The sequence below is a fragment of the Bdellovibrio bacteriovorus HD100 genome (assembly GCF_000196175.1).
Lineage (GTDB): Bacteria > Bdellovibrionota > Bdellovibrionia > Bdellovibrionales > Bdellovibrionaceae > Bdellovibrio > Bdellovibrio bacteriovorus.
Genome location: NC_005363.1, coordinates 1044282 through 1067930 on the forward strand (window position 1 = coordinate 1044282; position 23649 = coordinate 1067930).

Genomic DNA, 23649 nt, shown 5'->3' on the forward strand with positions numbered 1-23649 from the left:
GTCTTTATGTTGAAAGTTCTTCTGTTTTCCCTGATGGCCATGGCGCATTCCGATCACAGCGCGCACAATCAAAGTGCCCACGTTCATGGCGCTGGCAAAGTCAGTCTGGCCTTTGATGGCAAAAAAGGAAAATTGGAGTTCCATGCTCCGGCGGAATCCATCTATGGATTTGAACACGCGGCCAAATCCAAAAAGGACAAGCAGAAAAAAGAAGCAGCTTTGTCCAAGCTTGGCGAAAAAATATCCGAGATGGTGGTTTTGGATCCTGCTTTGAAGTGTGAAATCAAACTGGACATGTACGAAGTCATCGAAAAGAAAAACCATTCCGACGTCGAAGGGGAGTTCAATATCTCCTGTGAAGCGCCGGTGGCAGGCAGTACCATCACGTTCAGTTTCCAGAAAGTCTTCCCGCGCCTGAAAAAGGTGCAGGTCGAAGTGCTGGCCGACCAGGTGCAAAAGTCCCTGGAGGTTGGCAAGAACGGAGAAACTCTTGAGCTCAAGTGATCTGATCACCATCCGGGATTTGTCTTACACCTATGAAGGTCAGAAAAATCCCACGCTGCACGTTCCTGAATTTACGGTGAAAAAGGGCGAAGAGCTGTTTCTTTACGGCCCCAGTGGCACAGGTAAAACAACGTTGTTAGAGATTCTGGCGGGCGTGCTTCGTCCGACCAGCGGGACTGTGCAGATTCTGGGACGTGACTTTGTTAAAATGTCCGATTCCGAGCGTGATTCCTTCCGCGCGGAACATATGGGCTATGTCTTCCAAAGCTTCAATTTGATTCCGTATCTTTCGGTGCGTGAAAACATCGAACTTCCGCTGCATCTCAGTCCGGCCCGCAAGGCCCGTCTGGGCAGTGTGGATACCGAAATGGTGATCCGTGCTTTGTGTGGCAACCTGGGGATTTCCGACTTGCTGGAAAAAGGTGTCACGGAACTGAGTGTCGGACAACAGCAGCGTGTGGCTGTGGCCCGCGCCCTTCTGGGGAAACCGGATCTGCTCTTGGCAGACGAACCGACTTCGGCCCTGGATGCAGATCACCGCGAAAAATTCCTGAAGCTTCTGTTTGAACTGTCCGAGCTTTATGGCACGACTGTCGTGTTTGTTTCCCATGACCGCAGCATAGAAAAACTCTTTACGCGTTCAATCTCCTTAGAATCCATTAACAAGGTTGTGTGATGGTCTTTTTGAAGTTGGCAATCAAATCCCTGAAGAATCGGGCGTTCGCAACAACGCTGACGGTGATCTCCATTGCATTGAGTGTGGCTTTGCTTCTGACTGTCGAGCGCGCCAAGCGGGCCGCGGAAGAGGGCTTCACGCAAACCATCAGCAAAACCGATCTGATCGTCGGCGCACGCAGCGGTCCGCTGCAGTTGATTCTGTACACTGTCTTCAATATGGGGAATGCCACTCATAACATTTCCTATGAAACCTATGAAAAAGTAAAAGCACACCCGGCGATTGAATGGACTATTCCTTATTCATTGGGCGATGGCCATCGCGGTTTCCGCGTGGTGGGTACGACGCAAGACTTCTTCAAACACTATCATTATCGTGGTGACCAGCAGGTGAAGTTTGCTCAAGGCAAAGAGTTTGCTGACATCTGGGATGTGGTGGTCGGTGCGGATGTAGCCCGTAAGCTGAAATACAGTCTGGGAGATCGCATTGTGGTCGCTCACGGTGTGACCAAGGGCGAAGGCATCTTGCAGCACGATGACCGTCCGTTTGTGATTTCCGGTATTCTTGAGCCGACCGGCACGCCATTGGACCGTGCGGTTTACATGTCCCTGCAGGGGATGGAAGCTTTGCACGTGGACTGGCAAGATGGCGCCGCTCCGGCAATGGACAAAGTCATTCCGCGTGAACAGCTGACGAATGAATTGAAGGTTCACACTATCACGGCGTTCTTTGTGGGGGCCAAGTCCCGCATCGAAACCTTGAAGCTTCAGCGCGAAATCAACACTTATGAAGGCGAGCCATTGCTGGCGATCATTCCGGGGGCGACATTGAGCGAACTTTGGAATGGATTGTCTTACGTTGAAGGCGTCCTTCGCATGATTTCCTGGATGGTTGTGGCCGTGGGCTTCATGGCCATGCTGATTGCCTTGACGACAACACTGAATGAGCGCCGTCGTGAAATGGCGATCTTGCGTGCGGTGGGTGCGAAATCCAATCAGATTCTGGGGCTATTGGTGTTTGAATCCGCACTTTTGACGGCAGTGGGTGTGGCGTTGGGGCTTGTGACATCCTGGGGTTTGATCGCGGTGTTGAAACCGTGGATTGAAACCGAGTTTGGTCTGTATCTGGTGGGCCCATGGGTCACTCGTTATGAATTGATGTATCTGATCATCACTCTGGTTGGCGGGACGCTGATTGGTTTGATTCCGGCTTTGCGTGCGCAGAAGCTGGCCCTGAAAGACGGACTGAGCGTTCGTATCTAAAAAAATAAAAAACCGCAGGCGTTGCGACCTGCGGTTTCATGTCTCTTAGGTTTTGGAATTATCTACTGAACAATTTGTGCAAGCTGGGCACCTCCTACAGCCGGAAGGCCCGTCGTATCAACATTTTCCAGGATCACACCTGGTTTAGCTTTAAAGAAAATATCCACCATCAGACGGAACTCCACAGCCTGACCGTCTTTGTCTTTGCCGGTTGCCAGACGGGTCAGCAGTTCTTCTTCGGCCACTTCGCTCTCGCCTTGTTTGAACATCAGGAACGGAGAGCGCAGTTCCGTGCTGTTGCCGTATTTGTCTTTTTCGTTGGCATAAACCACGTGGCAGGCGTTGATCGCAGCGACTTTCGCATCTGCCAGACTGATCACTTCACCGGCATCCGCCACCGCGTTGCGATTTTTGTCCACCCAGACTTTGATTTTCTGGCTGTACAGTTCGCCATCCCAAGGGCCCAGGTAATGCTTCTTTGGATCTTCGGATTGACAGTCTTTTGCCGCCAGCGCCGCCAAAGTTTCAAAACCGTTGGCAAAAGTTTTCTCTTCGCCGTTCACAGACACTTTCATCTGAGAACCAAACAGGTTTTGGGAGCTTGTAATGCTGCCATCCGCATTCGGAACCACCAGGAAGCCGTCATCAATTTCACGGCTGAAGTGGGTTTTGTTCACATTGTTTGTGGATTCGCGCACAACCAGGTTACCACCCAACCAAGCCGTCATGTGAGTCACTGGCGCCTGGATATTGGCAAGGTTGAAGAAGCTTCCGCCTTCAAGGCTGGAAGTGCGAACATTTTTTACGCCCAAATCCAGAACCAGCGGAGTGTACTTGGTGCTCATCGCCGTACCTTCGACACCGGAATGAACCAGCCACTGGATCAGTTGCGGCACACCTTCGTAAGCAGACAGGGTGCCGACTTTGGAAGTGCGCTGGGAGGAAAGCACGTTGGTCACGAAATCACGCTCGGTCCAAATAGTTCTTAAAGAGAAGATTTCTTTGAAGGTCAAACGCACTTCATCACCACGGGTCAGGCCTTTGCTTAGTTTGATAAATTCCGGCGTCAGAATACTGACGGTCTTCCCGGATTTATCGACAACGTTTTCACGCAAGTCTGCGACATACAGAGCCACGATGTTCGGAGTTCCATCGCCCAGTTTTTTGAACAGTCGGGGGCTGCCGGAATCAACGACGTCTTCATAGGATTCACCATAGTACAAGTTACGCAGGGAATGGTTTTGCACGGCTAGCACGTCTGCTGGAGCGGTGGCACCTTCTTGAAAGACTGTCACGGCACCCACGTCATCAACACTGGCAATCGCGCGCACCGTGCTGAAGAAGCATTTTTTACCTGCGATGAATTCACGACGGGCTTGCTGGTGGTCAGCAATATAGTGGAAGTGATTGGTTTTAACCGCCGTTTTATTGCAGTTCGTGGACCATTTGCAGGCATCCGCCGCACTGTCTTTTTTGGCCGCGCCAACATAAAATGGTGTCACACCATTGGATTCTTTACGCAGGATGGATCTTTCATGAGACCACTGTGCAATTGCGTCTTCGGCACTGCCGGCAGACACGGAAAAGCGCACTGGAATCAAAGAAGTGTCCGCTTTCGCCGCCGCCAGGGCTGCTTGGCGTTCTTCTTCATAACGGTCACTGCCGTCAGCACGCTGACGTTCGCAGTTTGAAACAGCTTTGCCGTTCAAGCCGTCGTCAGCGGCAATATTGGGTGTCATGGAATCGTCACCCTGACTGATGTCAGACATGTGTTTATATGGATTGAACGGATCGACTTTCGGTTCTTCGACTTCCGGGATCACCGGCGTCTGACCGAACACGTTGTCCGTCAAAGAGCTTTGTTCAAGGACTGAGGGGGCAAAACGTACAGGTTGGCTGCAACCGACGACAGCCTCAACAAGCGCTCCACACAGAACAATTTTTGAAAGTTTAGTTACTTTATTCACGAAAATCCCCCCGGATTTAAAACTGAATACTTGCGAACTAGTGATTCTGGTCGCGCAGTGATTTCACTTCGACTTCGTCCTCCAGCAGGAATGGATTGTATTTCACCGGATTGCGCGTGCTTTGCACGACGGTGATCACTTCACCTTTAAAGGTGCCTTCTGAACTGACATTGCGTGTGATGGTGTTGTTCAGATTCTTGGCGGCAGCGTTGTTTTCTTCAATCATCTGATTAAAGTCGCCGGTGCCGATACCATCTTTTGCAAAACTCTTAACTGGTGCGATCAGTGTGAATAGTAAAAGTCCGCCCATTACCTTCTTCATAGCATCCCCCCGTGGGGAATCTCCTAAAGCAACGCTCAGGCCAGCGCTTAAGTGATTGAAATCGCATGAAGGGGGCTGTTCACGATTTGGTGGTGTTACCGTTCCTTAATCTCTGTGGGTGCTTGATTTGTCTGGGATAAACCTGAAAATCGCCCAGTGTTTAAACATGGGAATGGGATGTACAGTCCGCTAACAGGGGGTGGGGAACGTCAACCAGCTTTTAGACAGTGACCAGGGTATCAACGGCGATAAGCAATAGGTTGCTTTAAAAGCGGCAAGGGAAATGCAAGGGTAGTGGATTCCGGGGGGAATCATGCGTATCAATCTTAAGCTAGTGCTTTTGTGTCTGCTGCTTATTAATATTGTATCCTGCGCCAGCGTGGGAACGAAGGATCCCACCCGACAGGTTCACGTGACGGAAGCCTTTATATATCCGGAGTATAGACAGACTGTTTCTGTGGCAGAAGAGTTCAGCCGCAAGCAGGTGGCGGCGGCAAGCACTTCACGCGCTCCCGCCAGCGTGCCCTAGGCGGCGTCTTTGATTTTGACCTTGTCAGCGGCTTCCGCTTCATAGTCAGAATAGGCCGTGCGCACTTCGACCATCGAGCCATCTTCCGCTCGATAACCACGCACCTTGAACATTTTCAAAGCCTCCGAGCGTCCTTTGACCTCGGCGGCACCGGCAAGTTCGGTCTTGAAGTCTTCACCGATTTTTTCGATGACAGTGTCTGAAATCAACAGATCCGCACCGAAAGCCTTGGTGGAGGCTTCAATTCGCGAAGCCGTGTTCACCGTGTTTCCGATCACCGTGTACTCCATACGCTCATCTGAACCGATGGTTCCGGAAATTGCTTTTCCGGCGTGCAGCCCCATACCGATGTTGATCGGTGGCTGTTCGCGGGCAATGCGGCGTTCATTCAGGCCTTCCAAAGCACGGCGCATTTCCAGGCACGCACGCACCGCCTGCTGGGCATCTTTGTCCGAGCTTTTCGGAGCTCCCCAGACAGCCATGATCGCATCGCCGATGAATTTATCCACGACCCCGCCATGAGAGTTGATGATTTTAACCATCACACCAAAGTATTCGTTCAGCATTTCAACGACCTCTTCCGGAGATCTTTTTTCCGAGAAAGCGGTGAAACCGCGAATATCCGAGAAGAAGACGACGACGTCCTTGGTCTGACCGCCGACACCGATATCGTTGTTGATCAAGTCTTCGGCCACCGAGGAACCGTGGAATTTCGAGAACAGGTTTTTCACCTTGTCACGTTCCTTCAAACCTTCCGTCATGTGATCAAAGGCCTCGGCCAGATCGCCCACTTCGTCATGGGATTTCACCTGGGCGCGGGCTTTGACATTGAAGTTGCCCTTTGAAACGAGGTTGATCATTTCCGCCAGTTTTTCAATCGGGGAGGTCAGGGTCATGGAGAACAGGAAGATAAAGAAGATCGCCATGGAAATAGCGGAACCCGCAACAAAGATCGCCCGGCGTTTGACCTCGCGGGAAACTTCCAGGATGGTTTCTTCTGACGTCTGGGAAATCACAGTCGCACCGTAAGACGTTTTTACGGACGCGCCAAAATAGTCCTTGTCGTTGTCAGGATTCAGGAACTTGGTTTGAAATTGCGGAGATTTCTGTGTCAGGGCTTTTTGCACGATCGGGTACTTCGCCATGTTCAGGCGCGCCATGGCTTTTTGTTCGTCCTTATGGGCCAGAAGCTCACCATGACGGTCAATCAGGTATTGAGTGCGTTCTGACGGGTCCGTGAAGGGTTTTTCAAACGGCGCCAGGGACACATCGGCCAGGGCCACGTGAGTGATTTTGCCCTGTTCATCGCGGATCAGGGGAATGCCAATTGTGATCATCGCCGGAGCCTTTGGGTAAGTGGCATTCTTAATTTCGATGCTTCCCTGAGCCACGGAACGGATCGGGAACTTCTGCCAGGAACGCACGTGAATCATATAAGTGGAGTTAAGACCATAAGGCTTCAGCACGTCCTCTTTCACACGACGAGCCACGGTTTCCACGCTGGTGCCGTCCAGCTTCAGAACTTCCAGGGAAATAAAGTTTTTGTCTTTGGTGAAATTGAAATCAAAGTCGTCGCCGGTTTCCACTTGAGAGCTGGCGCCCTTGGTCAGCAGGGAGGCCGTGCCGCGGGTCTTGTCCACCAGATTGGCGATGATGTTTTCGATTTCTTTTGCTTTGGCAGCGGCGGATTCCAGGTTCGCGATGTCAACCTGCTCGGCCGCTTTTTTCTCAAAGTAAGAGGATGAAATCCAGGTGATCGTCCCGGTGGCGGCGACCAGGATCAGGATTGTGACTGTAATGAGTTTTGTCGAAATCGGTATTCTCATAGTTCTCTCCTGATCAGAAGCTCCACTCGGCAAAGACGTTTAGATAGTTACCAATGATGGTGGACTCGTTGACGTCTCCGTCAGAGGCGAAGCTGTCCGTTCCGGTTTTCGCCTTGTAGGACATTTTGTCTTCTCGCATGGCATAGCCAATCAACCCGGTGAATCTTGGTGTGAAACGATAACTTCCCAGGAAGCCGAATTGAGTCGACATTTTGGGTTCCATCGGCTCACCGTTGGGTGTGCTGATTTTCATCAGGGACATGTAAAGGTGGGCATTCACCTGAATTCCCAGTTTCGGTGTCAGGGAGTACCAGTACTCGGCACCGAAGTGCGGGCCGGCAGAGCTGATTTTTAGATCTTCTGAAGATCCAGAGAAGGGGTCACCCACAGTTTCAGGCAGTTCCTTGTAGTAAGGGCCTGCCTGGAAACGCACTTCACCACGGTCACCCAAGGCGCGGCGGTAAACGGCATTGGCTTCGGCGGAAGCGAATGTCTGGGTTTTTCCATTGAAGGTGAAACCACTCATGTCGATGATTCCTAAAAAGCCCCAAGGTGTGTGCGGACTGAACCAGCCCACACCCAGACGACCTGTGCCGCCCAGAGCTTTATAGCCCACGGACGAGTTTTTCTCCGGGTTGACGCCCTGATAGGACATTTCTGTGATCAGATAGCTTGCAACCGCATACCATCCGGTGACGCGATCAATGGATTTACGAACCAAAGCGGTGTATTCCGCGGCCGGAGAACGATCCCCACTGCGCACCGAGAAGGATTGTTTCGCCAGGGGAGCAGACGGGCGCAGATCAGACTTTGCGCGAACCACAACCTGGTATTTTCCGCCCGGAAGACTTTCATCAAATGGCAGGGTGTCTTGCTGATAGTTTTCATAGACTTTCAGTTTTTCCCATTTTTTATCGGCTGTGTTGTACTTCAACAGGTAGACGTCATAGCTGGAGACATGATCTGGACGAGTCCATTTCAGCTCCCGGACGAAATCACTTTCTGGTTTTTCAATGCGTGGATTTTCAACCGGCTTGCCCAGCAGGGTGAACTGACCCACGGCGGTCGCATCACTGGTGATGCCTTCACTGTTGCTTGATGAAACTTTCCACGTATAGTGCGAAGCCACGGGGACTTTCACCTTATAGGACGGATCCTTCAGCGTTTCCGTGATCTGGGTTTTGCCGTCATCAGAAGTCAGAACGAAGTGATATTGGTCGGCGCCGCCCACCGGAGCCCATTTGAACTCCAGCGAAGTGGTGTCGGTTTCTTTGGTGGCCATTTTCACACGGGCCCCCGGGAATTTCAGCACGGCGGTTTCCAGTCCGACGTTGAATTCGCTCGGTTCACTCCAGTCGCCGGGAACGCCACGATAGTCGCGCGAACGCAGCTTCATCATGTATTTGCCCGGAGTCAGCCGGCCATTCCAGGCGGCCTCAGTGACTTTGAAGGTGAAAGTTTTGGCGTCTTCGCCTTTGGCTTTGACTTGTTTCAGCTCGATTTCATAGGACTTGGCGTTCTCAATGGCCTCCCACTCGAAGTTCACCAGACGGCGATAAGGCGCCGCCAGAACCATCGAGGTCCAGAAAGAGATCATTAATAAAATGAACGCACTGCCTAACTTCATCAGTTAACCTTGATCTTCTTTAAAGTAGGGGCTCGCACATTGGACTTGTCCGGAACCAGCAGTTTTCGGGCCGGGCCGGATTGGCTGTTTCTTCCATAGGTGTCGACAGCTGTCAGTTCCACTTCATATTCACCCGGCAAAAGATTTTTTAATGCCGTGGAGTTTTGCATGTATTTGCTGCGTTTGAGTTCCTTGCCATCTTTGCGAATGGTCAGCCAGTATTCCTTCGCACCTTCCACCGCGTTCCAGGTCAGCTGCGTGCGGCCGTCCATAGAAGCCTGCAAAGTTCCTTCGGCTGGCGTGAAACTTGGAGCTTCCAGCAATGGCAGGGGACTGACAGTCAGAATCTGCGAACTTGTTGTGCCCAGAACTTTGCCGTCTTTATTCAAAGCCTCAATAGAGGCGATGTAACGGCCTGGTTTTGCGACAGGAGCCTGGACTTGTGTGTTTTGAACTTCTTTGACGTCAAAGCTTTGCGCCAGGGCCGGGTCTTCTTCTTCAGTGTGATACTTCACACGCCAAGCAGACACATTTTCAGATTTGTCCACCTTCCAGGAAAGTCCCAGGCGTGGTTTTTCAACATAGTACTGAACCATGTCTTTTTCAGGCATGGTAAAGTTGATCTGCACGGGGACGAACTCCACTTTTGCATTCACCTGGCTGGCGGGTTTGATCGTGAACTTTTGAACTTTGCCCAGAGAAGGTTTTTCCGTATCCAGGAAGTATGTGGTCATGCGCCAGTAATAGGAGCCTGCCTTCAGACCCCGGGCCGTGAAAGAGTCTTCCTTGGTGAAGGTGTTGGTGGAGATTTTGTTTTTCAACTGGTCATCCGCCCACAGTTCCAAAGTCATCTGGCGGGTGTCCTCACCCATTTGCCATTTGAATGGCATGTCGTAAGGTGTCTGCATGGCAGGCACTTCCGCATCCGCTGTCGGGAAAACCATGGTCGGCGCATAGCGGGCCAGGACTTCTGTTTTGTAAATAGCACTTTCGGCAGCCACCGACCCTTGCGGATTTGTCGCTACAAGTTTCCAGTAGTGACGGCCGAAGGGCAGTGAAGCCATAAGTTGATTTGTATTTGGAGCGGCCTTCAGCAGCGGTTTCAGCTGTTTTCGGCTGGGGCCGACCCACAACGTGACGTTGGAGTTGGCCGGGAACCCCTGCCATTGGAATGGCACCGATTCCGGGTTTTCAGCATCCATGGCCACCGGCTTTTGTGGCAGTGGAGTCAGGATTTTAACTTCTTCACGGGTGGTCAGGTCTTTGCTTTGACCGTCAGAACCTTTGATGGACGCTTTACCTTCCAGAACCTGAACGTCGACAGAATCTCCGCGGCCTTTGGAAAGACTTGCGGAAGCCTGGGACAGATCGACTTTACCGTTGGCAGAGTTCAGCACCAGTCCCGGGGCATCGCCTTCGGCGGTGCCGGTTTTGGCGTTAACGAACAAACTACCTTCCATCAAATCCAGGGCGATTTCGCCTTCGGACTTTTTGATCACAATCAGTGATTCCGGCTCCAGATCCAGATAGCGATCCGAACCCACAAACTGGATGCGCACTTCGCCTCGCTCACTGGTACGGATGGCTTCACCGTTGTACAAAGGCTCACCAGTGTTGACGAGCTGCCATAATAGACGGGATGCCGGGCGGCGCTGAATGTCTTCAACGACTTTTCCGACGTAGGCCAGCGGTTTTTCATTGGAATTGGAGGAATGTGTGTCAGCTGTGGACTGATACCAGAACCACGTCGCAGCAAAAACGGATGACGAGCTTAATGCGGCGATAAGCAGACGTTTCCACTGTTTTTTCATCGATTCCTCCTCATGCTTTTTTCGGAGTAAATGTCTCACTATTAAAGGGAGCTAAAGTCTAGGTCCGCCGTTTGGGCGATGGAATTATGGAATCAAAATCAAATTCCCGTTGGACCGGTCTGGAAGATGGTCTAGAGTCTTGCGGTATGGATAACAATAAGAACTACATCACCCCCGAAGGTCTGGCTAAGTTGAAGGCGGAATATCACGCGTTGATGCACGTGGAGCGGCCTAAATTGGTAGAGGTTGTGGCGTGGGCGGCCAGCAACGGGGATCGTTCAGAAAACGCGGATTATCAGTATGGCAAACGTCGTTTGCGTGAAATCGACCGTCGTGTGCATTTTTTGACCAAACGAATCGAAGATGCTGAGCTCGTGGATCCAAAACAAATGAAAGGCACGACCGTGCTTTTCAGTGCCACAGTCACACTGGTTAATGAAGACGGTGATGAAGTGGTGTATCAGATCGTCGGCGAAGATGAGTTTGATCCGAAAGCGGGCAAGATTTCCTGGAAGTCTCCTGTGGCGCGTGCGCTTCTTGGAAAAAAGTTGGGAGATGAGGTGCGAATCATCAAACCTGCAGGCGAAGAGTTCGTTACTATCGAGAACGTAGAGTTTAAGTAAATTTTACAGTTGTCTTTGTCTGTACATTTTTGCACACTCCTGCGCATAGCAGGGGGAGCTATGAAGTTCATCACTAAAGTCAGTATTTATCTTTTCGCCTTCGTCGTTGTTTTCGCTCACGTTGAAACAGTTGAAGCCAAACGCCGCAACAATCATGAGGAATCCTGGGAAAAAAATCGCCAGAGTGAAGACTCTAGTTACGAGTCGGGCGCATTTTTGGATGAATCTGCCAGTGATTCCGATCTGGTACGGGCGGTGAATGAGCGCCGTCGTGAGGACTTTGTGGAGGGGGGCCGTCTGACAGTTGTAAAAATCCTGCCGGACGACAACAGTGGACTGGAGCATCAAAAGTGGGTGGTTCGTCTTTCCAATGGCGAGCTTATGCAGGCTGTGTATAATCTGGATATGTGCCCACGTGTTCCTTTGAATGTTGGCGACGTAATCGCCATGGGTGGGCAGTTTATTTGGACCAACAAAGGTGGACTGCTGCACTGGCTTCACCACGATCCCCGCGGCAGACGCCCGGATGGATATGTGTACGTGAACGGGCAGTACTACTGTAAGGAGTAGACTTGCAACGACTGAACCTGATTCCATGTGCAGCGCCTTTTTGGGCCGACAGTGGTCACGGTCAGACATTGTGGGCTCACTTCCTGAAGTCCGCAGAGCTTTCACATTTCGGCAAAAAATTTGAAGTCGATCTTCCTGACGGGGATCGACTTTTTTGTTCCTGGCTCGAGGGCCACACCAATCTGGTGGTCAGTCTGTTTCACGGTCTTTCCGGGGATGTCACCTCGGACTATATGCAAAGAACCGCGCTGATCTGTCAGCAATTGGGGCATTCTGTTGTGCTGGTCAATCACCGTGGAGCTGGTGAGGGCGCGCCCTTTGCAAAACGTCCGTATCATTCCGGCAGTGCCGAGGATGTGTCCGTGGTGCTGGGACAGCTTCGTCAGATGTTCCCGAATAAAAAGCACATCTCGGTCGGATATTCGTTGAGTGGCAATATCATGCTGTGCCTGCTGGGCGGGTATGGTGGAAAGCACAAACCTGACGGTGCGATCACCGTCAATGCGCCCTTAAATCTGCAATCAGGCTCATTGCTTTTAAAATCGGGCTTTAACCGTGTGTATGACATGCGTTTTGTTCTGCGCCTGCGCAAGCTGGTGGAAGAAAAGCACCGCCTGGGGCTGATCACGGAAAAATATGAAATTCCGAAGTGGGCCACGGTGTGGGATATGGATCAGATTTACACAGCGCCGGCGTCCGGCTTTGCCAGTCGCGAGGACTACTATCAGCGTTGTTCTTCGATTCAGTACGTTTCCGGTATTGATGTGCCGACTTACACCCTGACTTCGGCGGATGATCCGTTTGTAGATGTCAGTGACTATCTGCGGGCACCATTCTCCAAGCACGTCCAACTGCATATTGAAAAGCGCGGCGGGCACATGGGCTATCTGCACCGCCAGTCTTTGCCTGTGGGGGGAACGCGCTGGCTGGATTATTATTTGTATGAAGCCTTAAGAGGTCTTGAAGGCACACTCAATGAAAAGGTTCCAGCGCTGTCTCCAAAGTGAGAAGCCTGGCAATGTCTGTCCTGATTCAAACACCGGAATTTCCAAAACGCGAAGCTGCTGACGGCGAAGGCCCCCCAGCAGTTGGGGTCCCAGATACCAGCCGGTGAATTTGCCGGGATGGTCGGCGGCCAGCTTTTCAATCGCGGCTTTTTTAAACAGCAGAATCTCGCTTAAAGGGTCGTGGGGGCATCGCGGGAATTTGTCGCGCAAAATGCGGTTGAAGCTGTCTTCCATCTGCTGACGCGGATGCGGGCCTTTCAGGAAGGGGCTGTCTTTTTTCTTGTAGCGATCGCCCCAGCAGATTTCATAACCTTCTTCGGTCATCAGGTTTTGCAGTAATTTGAAGTAATCCCCCAGAGGCGTATTCATGTCCACGGATGTGATGGCTGAAAACGGGGCCTGGCTGTTTTTCAAGCCCAGCCACAAACTGGCCGCACGGCCGAGCTTTTTTGAATTCTGCAAAATGCGCACGGGGCCTTCGGTCGGGGGCACCACGCAGCCTTTTTCTGCCACAACGATAACTTCATAGTTTAGCGGGAACTTGGCAAAAAAACCGCGCAGATCGCGCAGGTACGCCGGAAGCATTTCAGGCTGTTCCAAATAAACAATCAGTGAGCAGTGCGGGGTTGACACGGAAGATTCCATCTTTACGATAGTTAACAATGAAATCTCTCAAGGTCACGAACTTCTCTCATGCGGCTTTCTGGGCGGGGCTTTTCCTGCTGGCATTGATCAGTCGTTTTGCTCTTTTGACCAACAAACCCATTCATTTTGACGAAAGCATCAACGGCTGGTTCGTGATGCAGATGTCTAAGCTGGGTTATTACAAGTACGATCCCAACAACTATCACGGTCCGATGTACTTTTATATGCTGCAGGGGTTTGAGTCCCTGTGGGGCCGAAGTCTGGAAACTCTGCGAGCAGTGCCCGCGGTATTCAGCGTGCTCAGTGTGGTTGTTCTGGCCTGGGGGGCGCTTCGTCCCAAGGCTGTGAACATGGTGATGGCAGTACTGGTGCTGCTCAGTCCGGCCTTTGTCTTTTTTGGCCGTTCGGGAATTCATGAAATGCCTTTTGTGTTTTTCCAACTGGTGGCGGGTATGGGAATCTTGCGCTGGATCGGACGTCAGGATGAAAAAGCGCTGGGGCTTTTCCTGATCGGGCTGTGGGGCATGATGGCGCTGAAGGAAACATTCGTGATCACGATGTTTGCCTGGGTGGTGGCCTTTTTGACTCTGGGGTGGAATCAATTGCGCACGATGTTTTCCCCGGAAACAATTCGCTTGGCGTGGAGTGGTCGTCTGACTGTTTTGACGGTGTTGCTGCTTTTGATCTTCCTGCAGTTGTTCACGGGCTTTTATCAGAATCTTTCAGGCATCATCGATTTCTTTAAAGCGGTACTGCCATGGTTGAAAACCGGGGTGCATGGTCATGGTCACGAAAAAAGCGTGTGGTACTGGCTGCAGGTCCTTTACACGGCTGAGCCATTGGTGCTTTTGGGCGGCTTGCTGGCGGTCGTGGGTATCTTCTCCAAACGCAGGGAACTGCGTGCTGTCAGTGTGTTTTCATTGGTGCAGCTTTTGGTGTATTCCCTGATCCCGTACAAGACGGTGTGGTGTGTGCTTTCGCTGGTGTGGGGTTTTTACTTTGTTCTGGCGATGTCGCTGGTCAATGCCTTTGAATCCCGCTTTGTGGGCCGCCATGTGCTGGCGGGTGTGGCAGTGTTGTTGGCGGCCGTGGGCCTTCGTAGTGCGTGGATCTCAGTGTATCAAAGACCTATTGATTTGACGCATCCTTATGTTTACGTCAATTCCACCTACGAGCTGGTGCAGGTTTCTGACCTTATCACCAAAAATATTCTGGAAAAACCTTCGTTGGCCCAACAAAGAATGCAAGTCGGCATGAAAGAACAGTGGCCATGGCCGTGGCTTTTGCGCTATGCAAATAATTTGTCCTATGAGCTTTGCAGCAAACGCGTTCAGGAAAATGCCGCTGTGTATTTCTGTGACTACGGGGTCGCCGATCCTCTGGAGTTGTTGTTGAACGAGCCGTATTGGAAGCTGGAAGTGGTCTTCCGCCAGTCGCGAGAACCAAGTCTGATATATCTGCGCAAAGCTGATTTTGACATGAGTGATTACAAGGGGCGCCTGCAAAGCGTGGGGCCAGAGTTGGAGGAGTCTCCGTGAAAAAAAGGATCATGGCCAGCGGCCTTCTGTTGGGAAGTGTCGCTTTCGCCCAAGTGCAAAAAGTGGACGTGAAAAAAGAGCTGCCGAAAGCTGCGGTGGTGGATCTTTATAAAATTTCAGATGCGAAAAAAACGACCAAACTTTCACCGCTGTCGCAGTTGAAAGACTATGAAATTCATCTGAAATGGGCCGAGTGTGCACGACTGGCGCCACAAGTGTTCACCGCTAACAAAGACCTTCGTGGCTGGATTGGTGTGAGCTGGCTGCACTGTCTGGATGAAGCCCAGAAGAAAGCCAAAGACCGTGCAGCGGTGGATCGTGCGCTGACCACGATGGAAGCCCACAAAGATCTTTTCCGCAACGGTCCGTGGTCGGTAAGTCTTGAAAAGTACTATCTGGATTTCAAGATGGTGCAGTTGGAAGATCAAGTGACCCGTAAAAACAAAAAGGCCGCCGCCAGCATTGATGCTTTGTTATCCAGTGCTGCATCCCTGAGTCGTGAACAGAAATCCAAGGCTTATCAGCTGCTGGGCGATCTGGCGATGCTTGATAACAACTACAACGAAGCGCAGTTCTTTTTTGAGCAGGCCCAGGACCAGAAAGACTCCAAATACCTTCAGGAAAAGCTGGATTTCATCGCCAAGACCAAAACAACAGTGACGCCACCGGCAAAAGCGGCCACCACGTCATCTGAGGTGGCAGGAGATGAAGCCAAGATTGAAGAACGCATCCGTCTGGCGCAAAAGCAGAACGATCCTGTCGCCGCACTCAAAGACAGTGTGCAGATTCTGAATGAATACCCGGGCAGCCGCGCTGCGCGCCGTCTGAAAGACAGGCCGCTGGAAATTTACAATTCCCTGAGTGAAAAGCTGGCCAAAGTCAAAGCTCTGAATGAAATGGAAGAAGCTGACACCGCGCGATTGATGGAGTGGGCACACAGCATGCATCGCCGTGCGGATTACTCCGGCTCGTTGTCTTTGGCCACCAAGGCTTTGGACAAAAACCCGCATGCCCCATCCACGACGTCGGCTTTGTGGATCGCCAGCCGCTCGGCGCATTTCATGGGTCAGTACGACAAAGCGCTGGAGCTTTATAAAAAGCTGTACACTTATCATCTGGGTTCGGATGAAGCGGCAGAAGCTTTGTTCCGGGCCAGTCTGATTTATTTCCGCAAGCAGGACTACACAAGTTCTTCGGCCTTGCTGGAGCGCCTGTTGCAGCAGGGGCGTGATCGCTATGATCTGAACGGACAGTACTGGCTTGTGCGCTCTTTACAGGAAAGCAAATCCGAGCGTGCGGCGCAGGCTGCAGCTGATTTGATCGAACGTTATCCGTTTTCTTACTATGGCCTTCGTCTGCGGGCCGAGTCACAAAAAGGCAAATTGTCCTGGCCCGAGAATAAAGACAAGGCTCCTGCTTTGGGATCTGAGTTCTTTGTCGTGGGGGCGCAAAAAGGTGCATGGCGCAGATTCAAAGTCCTGTCCGAAGCGGGTTGGGTCAGTGAAGCTCAGGAAGAGCTTTCCTCTGTGCCGTTCCTGAAGGATGCGACTTTGAAAGTTCAATTGGCGGAAAAACTAGTGGAACGACATCAGTATGTTACTGCCATTCGTTGGATCAATGAAGCCATGGAGGCGGATCCGCGTCTGCGCCGCGAGCAGTTTGTGAAGATCGGATACCCGGAAGCCTTTGCCAGTCTGTATCAGGCTGAGGCGGAACGTTATGGCATCGACGCGGTTTTGTTTAAAAGCCTGACTCGTCAGGAAAGTGCCTTCAATCTGAAGGCAGTTTCAACCTCGAATGCTCTGGGTCTGATGCAGATGATTCCACCAACGGCCCAGGAAGTGTCCAAGAAACTGGGCATGAAGGTGGAGCTTCCGGATGACATGTTCCGTCCTGAAGTGAACATTCCGATGGGCTCTTACTATGTCTCCCAGATGTTAGACCAGTTCCAGGGAAGCGTTCCTTTCGCTCTGGCGGCTTATAACGCAGGACCCTATCGCGTGAAGCTGTGGATCGACGCAAGAGCTGAGGTCAGCGAATTACTTGCCAAGCCCAGCTCCGCCCCTGTGGATGAGCTGTGGTTTGATGAGCTGCCATGGACGGAAACAAGCTTCTATGTGAAGGCCATTCTTCGCAACGTCCTGCTGTATCGGCTGTCAGAGAAGGGCAATTACGAGGTAAATCCCGTCTTATGGCAGGATTTGCTTAACAAAAAGGCAAAATAAGGGCGATGTTTTATTGAAAAATCCCTCTGAGTTTTGTAGCCTGAAAACTCAGTCGGAGGACTCATGAGGAGACTTTTAACATTGAGTTTGGTCCTGGCCTTTGTGTCAGGGTGTGCTCATAAGGATTTGGGCACAAAAGCTGGCAGACCAGCTACCAACAGTGAAGGGGATTTGAAGGACATCGGTTCGTTCCGTTTGTCTGACCCCGAAGGCCCCAAGGTGGTGGATCAGGAATTGGAATCCATCCCTACTGAAGTTAACCCCCTAGTTGAAAAATGGATTGCCTACTTCCAGGGTCGCGGTCGCCCGCACATGGAACGTTACCTGGCCCGTTCCACTCGTTACGAAAAACTGATGAAGAAGGTTTTGCGTGACAATGGACTTCCTGAAGATCTGTTTTACATCGCTTTGATCGAATCCGGATTCAGCTCGCGCGCGACCTCTCACGCTTCAGCGGTGGGGTACTGGCAGTTCATCCGTGGTACGGGCAAACGTTATGGTCTGGACATCAATGCCTTCGTGGATGAGCGTCGTGACCCGGTCTTTGCAACTCAGGCTGCGGCCGAGTACTTCAAAGGTCTTTATAGCGTGTTTGGTTCCTGGTATCTGGCGATGGCTTCCTACAACGTGGGTGAAAATCGCGTGAAGCGTGAAGTGATGAATCACTACACCCGTGACTTCTGGGAGCTGGCTCGTAAAAAACGTCTGCCAGCTGAAACCATCAACTACGTGCCAAAATTCATCGCGGCTAAAATGATCGGTAAGGATCCGGCGAAGTACGGGTTTGACGACATCGATTATCTTCCGCCGATTGAGTTCGATCACATCACCGTTTCCCAGCCAGTGAACTTGCGTCAGATGGCCGAGAAAATGAACCTGAACTATGAGGACTTCAAAGCTTTGAATCCCAAGTTCAAGGGTGAAGTGGCGATCCTGAAGGGCAGTGACCTGATTCTGCGTATTCCTCCGGGCACGACAGAGCAATCCAAAGTGGCTGCGGCAGAAAGTTTTGTTTCCCGTGTTCAGTTTGTGGCTGACACTGGTGACACGCAGACCTACCGCATACGTCATGGTGACACTTTGAGCACGGTGGCTCGTCGTTATCGCACGACGGTGGCATTCCTGCGTGACCTGAATGATCTGCCTCGTCGCAAGCCCTTGAAAGTGGGCATGCGCATCCAGGTTCCGGATCGTACGCCGCTGAAGGACCGTTCACAAACTCGTTCTATGGTGGCAAAGAAATCCGATGCTCCTAAGAACACAGTGACAATCAGCAGTGATGGTCGTTACTACATCGTTCAGTCCGGGGACTCTTTGTTCACGATTGCGCGCAAATATGCCACCAGCGTTTCTGAGCTTCAGCGTATGAACAACATCAAACGTGGTCGCACATTGAAAGTGGGCATGAAACTGAAAGTCCCAACTCCAGGCAGCTCGTCTGCACGTGAAGTGGCTACTGAAGTTGCTCAAAGCAAAAAAGCGAAATCCAAAGTTCACGTGGTTCGCAGAGGTGAAAACCTTTCTGTGATCGCGGCGAAATACAATGTGGCAGTTTCTGATATCAAAGAAAGAAACAAGATCCGCAACCCGGCTTCTCTGGTTGTGGGGGCACGCATCGTGATCCCATCGGAAGTGAAGCAATAAGACTTTTCTCGCAATTGTCTTAACTCGACCCCAAAATCACGACGGGAAGTAAAGCCGGTCTCAGATTTTGGGGTCTTTTTTTATCTTCTCTCAGGTTCTATTGTGACATCCTGTCGCCTTCCTTGAACCTTGTCTTAGTGTAATGAAGTTTCCTGGTTTGTGGGCCGAAGAACGCTGCACTTATATTAAGGGAGCGTTCATGAAACAACTGAGTCTAAGTCAGAAAATGAGTCTTATCGTTGCCATCCTCTGTGCGGGTATCGTGGGTGTGGCCGGCGTCGGACTGTACAATTTAAAGCGTGTCGGAGACGTGGTTTCCAATGTCACCGATGTCCAGTTTAAGAGCGTTGTTGAAGCCCTGAACCTGAAGGATGCCTTTCACGGGCAGATGATCTATGAAAGAAACTATGTGCTTTTCTATGATAATCTGGAAAAACGTGCCAACAACTCGGCCCAGATTAAAAAACTCGACAGCGGGATTCGCACCATTGTTGCCGATCGTATGCAGGTCGCCGATGCGACGGAAAAAAGCAGTCTGGAAAAGTTTCTGACCACGTACAATCGTTGGTCGGACAACGATCTGGAAATTCAAAAAATCATGGCCGATGCTGATGGCCACCAAAAAGCATTGGGTCTGATTTCTTCCGTGGGCCGTGATACACGTCTGGAAGGCGACAAGGCCCTGGATGAAATCCTGACTCATCATCAGGCCCAGTTGGAAGAGCAAAAGAAAAAATCGGCAGATGCCATCTCCAGTACCTTCCAGATTCTGATCTGGACCGGCAGTGCGGTGATTTTACTGGGCGTGCTGTTGGCGGCAATGACCCTGCGAAAGATGTCAGCGGCGATCAGCAGCGTTCTTAGAAACCTGGGTGAAAATGCCTTTCAGGTGAATCACACGGCAACACAGATTGCGACCGCATCCCAGGGGCTTTCACAAAGTGCCACCGAGCAGGCTTCTTCTCTGGAGGAGACGGTGGCAACCATCGAAGAGCTGACCGCCATGGTGCGTATCAATGCTGAAAATGCGGCCTCGGCCACGGATCTGGCAGAAGGCACCCGACGAAGTGCTGAAGACGGTGAACGGAAAATTCAAGGCCTGCTTGAGGCGATGAAAGTCATTGATCAGGATTCCAAAAAAATCCAGGAAATCACCAGCGTCGTTGATGATCTGGCCTTCCAGACAAATTTGCTGGCGCTCAATGCCGCCGTGGAAGCCGCCCGTGCCGGCGAGCAGGGAAAAGGATTTGCAGTGGTCGCCGAAGCCGTGCGCACGCTGGCGCTGAAAAGCAGTGACGCAGCCAAGGACATCTCCAATCTGATCAACTCCAGTGTGGAGCGCATTCAGGCCGGATTTGAGCGGGCCAATGAAAGTGTCGATTCTTTGACTGAAATTGTGGGCTCGGTGAAAAAGGTTTCTAGCTTAAACTCTGAAATCGCCAGCGCCACCAGCGAGCAGTCCAATGGCATCACGCAAATCGGCAAGGCGATGAATCAGCTCGACACGGTCACTCAGGAAAATGCGGCGGCTTCCGAACAAGCGGCGGCGTCTTCGCAGGAGCTGGCGGGGCAGGCGACAGTTCTGAACAAAGTCGTGGAAGAACTTCGTGTGGCTATCAAGGGCAGTGCTTCGGCTTAGAAACCCTGCTGTACCAGAGATTTAACAAAGACCCGGGCGGGTTTGGCCAATTGGTGCTCGCCCAGGTGAATCAGATATATCTTATAGCGGATCTTGCCAGCCCAGATGTTTTGTTCTTCAGCGGCTTTGAGGCCGCTTTGATTTTCAGCGATAAAGTCCGGGACAAAGCCGACGCCCATACCCAGCAGACTCATCTGACTGATGACCTCCCAGTTTTCGACCGTCAGAGCGGCGCGGGCGTCGGTCCCCGTATGGCGACGCCAGGCCTTTTGCAGCTCAGACCAACCGGGACTTTCCTGTGTTGCCAGGAACCGGGGGGCCGCCGGCCATTGTGCTCCGGTGCGAATCACACATGTGAAGCCACCCTCGCCCAGCAGTCGGTTTTCAAATCCGGGCAGGCGGTTTTCTTCGATAATGATCCCAAAGTCGGCTTTGCCGCCGCGAACCAGCTCGGCAATTTCCGGTACTGTGCCGAAGTGAATTTCGGGCTGAACTTCCACATGGGCTTTCATGAAGTCCTTCAGGCGGGGAGGCAGTAGATAGTGGGCTACGGCGCTGGAGGTCGCAATACTCAAAGAGCCTGTAACAATTTCAGAGCGGCCCTTCAGTTCAGCTTTTAGATCTTCCAGCTGGCTCAGAATCCCGCGGGATCTTTCCAGCAGCAGGCGGCCTTCTTCGGTCAGTTTGAAGCGGTTTTTGGTGTGCAGCAGAAGCTCGCAGCCCAGAGTGTCCTCCAGCTTGCGTATAGCCTGGCTGATGGCCGGCTGACTGACATTCAGGGCCTTGGCGGCAGCGGCCAGGCTTTGCAGTTCGGCGGCTTTTGAAAAATACTTCAAATGATAAATATTCGGCTCTGACATAATAAGAATATCTTATTATTAAATTCATAATTATTCAATTTCGATTGTAAAGCTTGTGCGTTATAAGGGCCGACAAAGAGGTTTACTATGACAAAAGCTATCGTGTCCCTGTTTGTGATCCTGTCTTCTTCTGCGTCCTTCGCGGCTCCAGTCTGCGTGCTTGAAACCAAGAACACCCTGCGCTCTGAAGAGCTGGTTTTGGAAGTGAAAGAAAACACGGATCTGGCGGCTTATGTTCTGCGCACTCAAGAAAGTGGTTTTAATGTGTCCGTGGTTTTGGTGGACGGCCGCTATATCGGAAACGTTTCCAAAGGTGACAGCTCGGCCAGCACGGTTGTTGAGGGTGATCTGGATCTTTCTTTGAAAAATAGCAGTGACCGTCTGACGGTGTCTTGCCCGGCTTACTAGTTGTTTTGAATTGTCATCAGCAAGACGGCCTGTTTGATCTTTTTGATTGAGGCATTCTTGTCTGGTGTTGCAGTGGCGTCGCGGATTTCCCAGCGGCGTCCCTGATAAAGGTAATACAGATAGTCCTGCAGGTTTTCTTCAATAATGTCCGGGTGCTGCCAGGCCACGTTGCGCAGGTCTTTTAGCAGATCCGCACTGAAAGCCAGGGTCGCGATGGCTGCGGACTTCGGGTCCTTCAAGTCGCTTTTTTCCATTTTGTATTTTTCAATTATCACCTGCGGGATGCGTTTGATCTGAGTTGGTCCGCGGCTGTTTTCATCGGTATCCAGACCGTTGCCTTTAAGCAGGGCAATGGCCACCGGAGCCAGCTCTTTCAGTCGGTATTTCCAGTTTTTACCAAAGTTGGTTTCAGGGGACATCACACCGAAGGCGAATTCTGCCAGCATGTTGTATTCATCGTCCTCGATATTCAAAAGACCCATCAAAGTCGTTTTTTCGTCCTGCAGGGCCTGCGCATAAATTTTTGCAAAGTTGTCGTCGATGTCGACCTTGATCTTTACGGTTTTAAATTCACGGTTCATCGGGCTGTAGTTATAGGCCAGACGGTTGCGGAAAACCTTGGCCGCTCCAAACGTCAGGCGGTGATTGCGGATGCGGAAGCGGTGGTCGGCCGTTTCCGGCAGGACGTACACGATCATATCGCGGGAAAGGGAGGCATTGGTTTTAAAGGCCGCCCGGATCTGCAGGTCGCGTTCAGCTTGCAGGAAGACGAATCCATCCTGTTGCGAGGTGAAGTGATAGATGCCAGCCCCACCGGAGTTCAGTTCATCGCCCGGATAGGTTTCAATAGCGTTGCGGGACAATTCCTGACCGTCGACGCGGAAGAACTGAATCAGCTTTGCCTTTTTATTTACGACGGCAAACGGGGCATCTCCGTAATGGGTGTGGAAGAAACGGATGACTTCCAGATTGTCCCTGCGGTTGATGTCATGTCTTTTGTTGATGTAGGTGCGGAAGTCTTCGTTAGTGTAAGTTTTCAAAGTGACGGGGCGGGGTTCGCCCAGACGCAGTTTCTGATCAGGCAGGCGCAAAGCGGGAATGTCCGCCAGGACATCCTGATTCAGGAACACTTTGGTTCCAACGGCCCGAGTGGCCTGTTTGTTTCTAAGAGTCAGCCAGAAATCCTCCCGCAGTTTCTTTTGCAGGGTTTCTTGAGTGATGTTGGCACAGTCTTTACCCAAAGCGCGAAGGCTGACGGTGTATTCGGCTACGGTCAGGTGACGGCGTTTATCCAAAGCTCCCGACAATTGCGCCAGTTGACGGGTTAGAGACTGGCCCTCTTGTGCAGGCCAGTTCTGGCTTATCCACAGGGCTTCGATCTCGGCTGTGTTCAGGTGAATTTCACCCATATGGCGGGCTAATGCGGCTACCAGGGCCACGTAGGCATTAGGCAGTCGCAAAGAAGACTTCCAGTAGTCAGCTTTTTTGATGATTTGAAGGAAGGCTTCGTAAGTCTCTGCCTGGGCAAAGCGAGTGTATTCGGCTTTGAAGCTTTCAGTTTGTTCCTTGGTCAGGCGCAAAGACAGGGTGTGAGCATAGGACTCAACCGTATTCAAGTTCTCAAGGCTAAGGCGCTGAGCCAGCTTCAGGAAGGCTCTTTGATAGAGCGTGCCAGTCAGTTGGGGATGAAGAATTTCTTCATCTTGAATGTCTCGAATTGAGACAATCGGTTTTGCGCAGACGTCGGCCACGGCCAAACCTGAGGCCGGAGATATCATGAGCAAGCCAAATAAAAAGACAAAACAGCGACGCATGACTTTTTACGAAGCAAAACAGTGGCCACGTCGGGATCCATTCAAATGCGGATGGACGAAAGGGGGCTGTCGAAATGGTTAACAGAGGACTTGGGGCGGCACTGAAATCGCGAGACTTGAATGTATTTTTGACTTTGTCCGCCATCGTAGCG

20 protein-coding genes are annotated in these 23649 nt (G+C 51.5%); 12 read left to right on the plus strand and 8 right to left on the minus strand.

Annotation, left to right across the window (positions count from 1 at the left end; all coding sequences use genetic code 11):
* Positions 1 to 6 precede the first annotated feature (6 nt).
* Genes BD_RS05090 through BD_RS05100 form a run of 3 tightly spaced genes read left to right on the plus strand, consistent with a single transcriptional unit; the run spans position 7 to position 2442 of the window.
* Entirely contained in the window at positions 7 to 504 is a 498-nt protein-coding gene (locus BD_RS05090) for a ZrgA family zinc uptake protein (RefSeq protein WP_011163633.1), read from the plus strand.
* On the plus strand, positions 491 to 1180 hold the full coding sequence (locus tag BD_RS05095) for an ABC transporter ATP-binding protein (protein ID WP_011163634.1): 690 nt from the start codon (positions 491 to 493) through the stop codon (positions 1178 to 1180). The genes BD_RS05090 and BD_RS05095 overlap by 14 nt, the downstream gene beginning before the upstream one ends.
* Positions 1180 to 2442: an ABC transporter permease gene (locus BD_RS05100; RefSeq protein WP_041583483.1), complete on the plus strand. Its 1263-nt coding sequence runs from the start codon at positions 1180 to 1182 to the stop codon at positions 2440 to 2442. The genes BD_RS05095 and BD_RS05100 overlap by 1 nt, the downstream gene beginning before the upstream one ends.
* Positions 2443 to 2504: 62 nt before the next feature.
* On the opposite strand, the gene BD_RS05105 is transcribed toward BD_RS05100, so the two are convergent.
* Positions 2505 to 4409 carry a hypothetical protein gene (locus tag BD_RS05105; RefSeq protein WP_011163636.1) on the minus strand — a complete coding sequence of 635 codons (1905 nt, stop codon included), beginning with the start codon at positions 4407 to 4409 and terminating at the stop codon, positions 2505 to 2507.
* Positions 4410 to 4446: 37 nt separating this feature from the next.
* Positions 4447 to 4731 (minus strand): hypothetical protein, encoded by a 285-nt coding sequence (locus BD_RS05110; protein WP_011163637.1) that lies wholly within the window; start codon positions 4729 to 4731, stop codon positions 4447 to 4449.
* Positions 4732 to 5044: 313 nt separating this feature from the next.
* Here BD_RS05110 and BD_RS05115 point away from each other — a divergent pair, with 313 nt between their 5' ends.
* Positions 5045 to 5260 carry a hypothetical protein gene (locus BD_RS05115; RefSeq protein ID WP_011163638.1) on the plus strand — a complete coding sequence of 72 codons (216 nt, stop codon included), beginning with the start codon at positions 5045 to 5047 and terminating at the stop codon, positions 5258 to 5260.
* Here BD_RS05115 and BD_RS05120 read toward each other — a convergent pair.
* From BD_RS05120 to BD_RS05130, 3 genes are read right to left on the minus strand one after another with little or no spacing between them, the layout of a single operon-like run.
* The gene (locus tag BD_RS05120) at positions 5257 to 7086 is read right to left on the minus strand and encodes an adenylate/guanylate cyclase domain-containing protein (RefSeq protein ID WP_011163639.1); all 1830 of its coding nucleotides are present in this window, start codon (positions 7084 to 7086) and stop codon (positions 5257 to 5259) included. The genes BD_RS05115 and BD_RS05120 overlap by 4 nt on opposite strands.
* Positions 7087 to 7099: 13 nt before the next feature.
* Complete coding sequence (locus tag BD_RS05125; RefSeq protein ID WP_157865794.1) at positions 7100 to 8683, minus strand: fibronectin type III domain-containing protein; 1584 nt, start codon at positions 8681 to 8683, stop codon at positions 7100 to 7102.
* A gap of 29 nt (positions 8684 to 8712) precedes the next feature.
* Entirely contained in the window at positions 8713 to 10524 is a 1812-nt protein-coding gene (locus BD_RS05130) for a hypothetical protein (protein WP_011163641.1), read from the minus strand.
* Positions 10525 to 10610: 86 nt separating this feature from the next.
* Here BD_RS05130 and greB point away from each other — a divergent pair, with 86 nt between their 5' ends.
* Genes greB through BD_RS05145 form a run of 3 tightly spaced genes read left to right on the plus strand, consistent with a single transcriptional unit; the run spans position 10611 to position 12724 of the window.
* Positions 10611 to 11147, plus strand: a complete 537-nt coding sequence (greB, locus tag BD_RS05135) for a transcription elongation factor GreB (protein ID WP_226987939.1) — start codon at positions 10611 to 10613, stop codon at positions 11145 to 11147.
* Positions 11148 to 11207: 60 nt separating this feature from the next.
* Positions 11208 to 11717 carry a DUF3465 domain-containing protein gene (locus BD_RS05140; RefSeq protein WP_011163643.1) on the plus strand — a complete coding sequence of 170 codons (510 nt, stop codon included), beginning with the start codon at positions 11208 to 11210 and terminating at the stop codon, positions 11715 to 11717.
* Positions 11718 to 11719: 2 nt separating this feature from the next.
* Positions 11720 to 12724 carry a YheT family hydrolase gene (locus tag BD_RS05145; RefSeq protein WP_011163644.1) on the plus strand — a complete coding sequence of 335 codons (1005 nt, stop codon included), beginning with the start codon at positions 11720 to 11722 and terminating at the stop codon, positions 12722 to 12724.
* Here BD_RS05145 and BD_RS05150 read toward each other — a convergent pair.
* Positions 12668 to 13369, minus strand: coding sequence for a glycosyltransferase family protein (locus tag BD_RS05150; RefSeq protein WP_041583484.1), 702 nt, complete (start codon positions 13367 to 13369; stop codon positions 12668 to 12670). The genes BD_RS05145 and BD_RS05150 overlap by 57 nt on opposite strands.
* 17 nt (positions 13370 to 13386) lie before the next feature.
* Between BD_RS05150 and BD_RS05155 the strand changes: the two genes are divergently transcribed.
* The 4 genes from BD_RS05155 (at position 13387) to BD_RS05170 (ending at position 20415) form a co-directional block, all read left to right on the plus strand.
* A complete protein-coding gene (locus BD_RS05155) occupies positions 13387 to 14907 on the plus strand; it encodes a flippase activity-associated protein Agl23 (RefSeq protein WP_011163646.1) in 1521 nt (506 codons plus the stop codon).
* Positions 14904 to 17132 carry a transglycosylase SLT domain-containing protein gene (locus tag BD_RS05160; protein WP_011163647.1) on the plus strand — a complete coding sequence of 743 codons (2229 nt, stop codon included), beginning with the start codon at positions 14904 to 14906 and terminating at the stop codon, positions 17130 to 17132. Before BD_RS05155 ends, BD_RS05160 begins: the two co-directional genes overlap by 4 nt.
* 63 nt (positions 17133 to 17195) lie before the next feature.
* Positions 17196 to 18776: a LysM peptidoglycan-binding domain-containing protein gene (locus tag BD_RS05165; RefSeq protein ID WP_011163648.1), complete on the plus strand. Its 1581-nt coding sequence runs from the start codon at positions 17196 to 17198 to the stop codon at positions 18774 to 18776.
* A gap of 199 nt (positions 18777 to 18975) precedes the next feature.
* Positions 18976 to 20415 carry a methyl-accepting chemotaxis protein gene (locus BD_RS05170; RefSeq protein WP_011163649.1) on the plus strand — a complete coding sequence of 480 codons (1440 nt, stop codon included), beginning with the start codon at positions 18976 to 18978 and terminating at the stop codon, positions 20413 to 20415.
* Here BD_RS05170 and BD_RS05175 read toward each other — a convergent pair.
* Positions 20412 to 21251: a LysR family transcriptional regulator gene (locus tag BD_RS05175; protein WP_231839284.1), complete on the minus strand. Its 840-nt coding sequence runs from the start codon at positions 21249 to 21251 to the stop codon at positions 20412 to 20414. The genes BD_RS05170 and BD_RS05175 overlap by 4 nt on opposite strands.
* Before the next feature lie 111 nt (positions 21252 to 21362).
* Here BD_RS05175 and BD_RS05180 point away from each other — a divergent pair, with 111 nt between their 5' ends.
* On the plus strand, positions 21363 to 21683 hold the full coding sequence (locus tag BD_RS05180; RefSeq protein ID WP_011163651.1) for a hypothetical protein: 321 nt from the start codon (positions 21363 to 21365) through the stop codon (positions 21681 to 21683).
* Here BD_RS05180 and BD_RS05185 read toward each other — a convergent pair.
* The gene (locus tag BD_RS05185; RefSeq protein WP_231839285.1) at positions 21680 to 23461 is read right to left on the minus strand and encodes a hypothetical protein; all 1782 of its coding nucleotides are present in this window, start codon (positions 23459 to 23461) and stop codon (positions 21680 to 21682) included. The genes BD_RS05180 and BD_RS05185 overlap by 4 nt on opposite strands.
* Positions 23462 to 23649: the final 188 nt, after the last annotated feature.

Coding starts and splice junctions, on each gene's coding strand:
- BD_RS05090 (WP_011163633.1), top strand. CDS start 7: ATGTTGAAAGTTCTTCTGTTTTCCCTGATGGCCATGGCGCATTCCGAT.
- BD_RS05100 (WP_041583483.1), top strand. CDS start 1,180: ATGGTCTTTTTGAAGTTGGCAATCAAATCCCTGAAGAATCGGGCGTTC.
- BD_RS05110 (WP_011163637.1), bottom strand. CDS start 4,731: ATGAAGAAGGTAATGGGCGGACTTTTACTATTCACACTGATCGCACCA.
- BD_RS05115 (WP_011163638.1), top strand. CDS start 5,045: ATGCGTATCAATCTTAAGCTAGTGCTTTTGTGTCTGCTGCTTATTAAT.
- BD_RS05120 (WP_011163639.1), bottom strand. CDS start 7,086: ATGAGAATACCGATTTCGACAAAACTCATTACAGTCACAATCCTGATC.
- BD_RS05125 (WP_157865794.1), bottom strand. CDS start 8,683: ATGATCTCTTTCTGGACCTCGATGGTTCTGGCGGCGCCTTATCGCCGT.
- BD_RS05130 (WP_011163641.1), bottom strand. CDS start 10,524: ATGAAAAAACAGTGGAAACGTCTGCTTATCGCCGCATTAAGCTCGTCA.
- greB (WP_226987939.1), top strand. CDS start 10,611: ATGGAATCAAAATCAAATTCCCGTTGGACCGGTCTGGAAGATGGTCTA.
- BD_RS05140 (WP_011163643.1), top strand. CDS start 11,208: ATGAAGTTCATCACTAAAGTCAGTATTTATCTTTTCGCCTTCGTCGTT.
- BD_RS05150 (WP_041583484.1), bottom strand. CDS start 13,369: ATGGAATCTTCCGTGTCAACCCCGCACTGCTCACTGATTGTTTATTTG.
- BD_RS05155 (WP_011163646.1), top strand. CDS start 13,387: ATGAAATCTCTCAAGGTCACGAACTTCTCTCATGCGGCTTTCTGGGCG.
- BD_RS05165 (WP_011163648.1), top strand. CDS start 17,196: ATGAGGAGACTTTTAACATTGAGTTTGGTCCTGGCCTTTGTGTCAGGG.
- BD_RS05170 (WP_011163649.1), top strand. CDS start 18,976: ATGAAACAACTGAGTCTAAGTCAGAAAATGAGTCTTATCGTTGCCATC.
- BD_RS05180 (WP_011163651.1), top strand. CDS start 21,363: ATGACAAAAGCTATCGTGTCCCTGTTTGTGATCCTGTCTTCTTCTGCG.
- BD_RS05185 (WP_231839285.1), bottom strand. CDS start 23,461: ATGATATCTCCGGCCTCAGGTTTGGCCGTGGCCGACGTCTGCGCAAAA.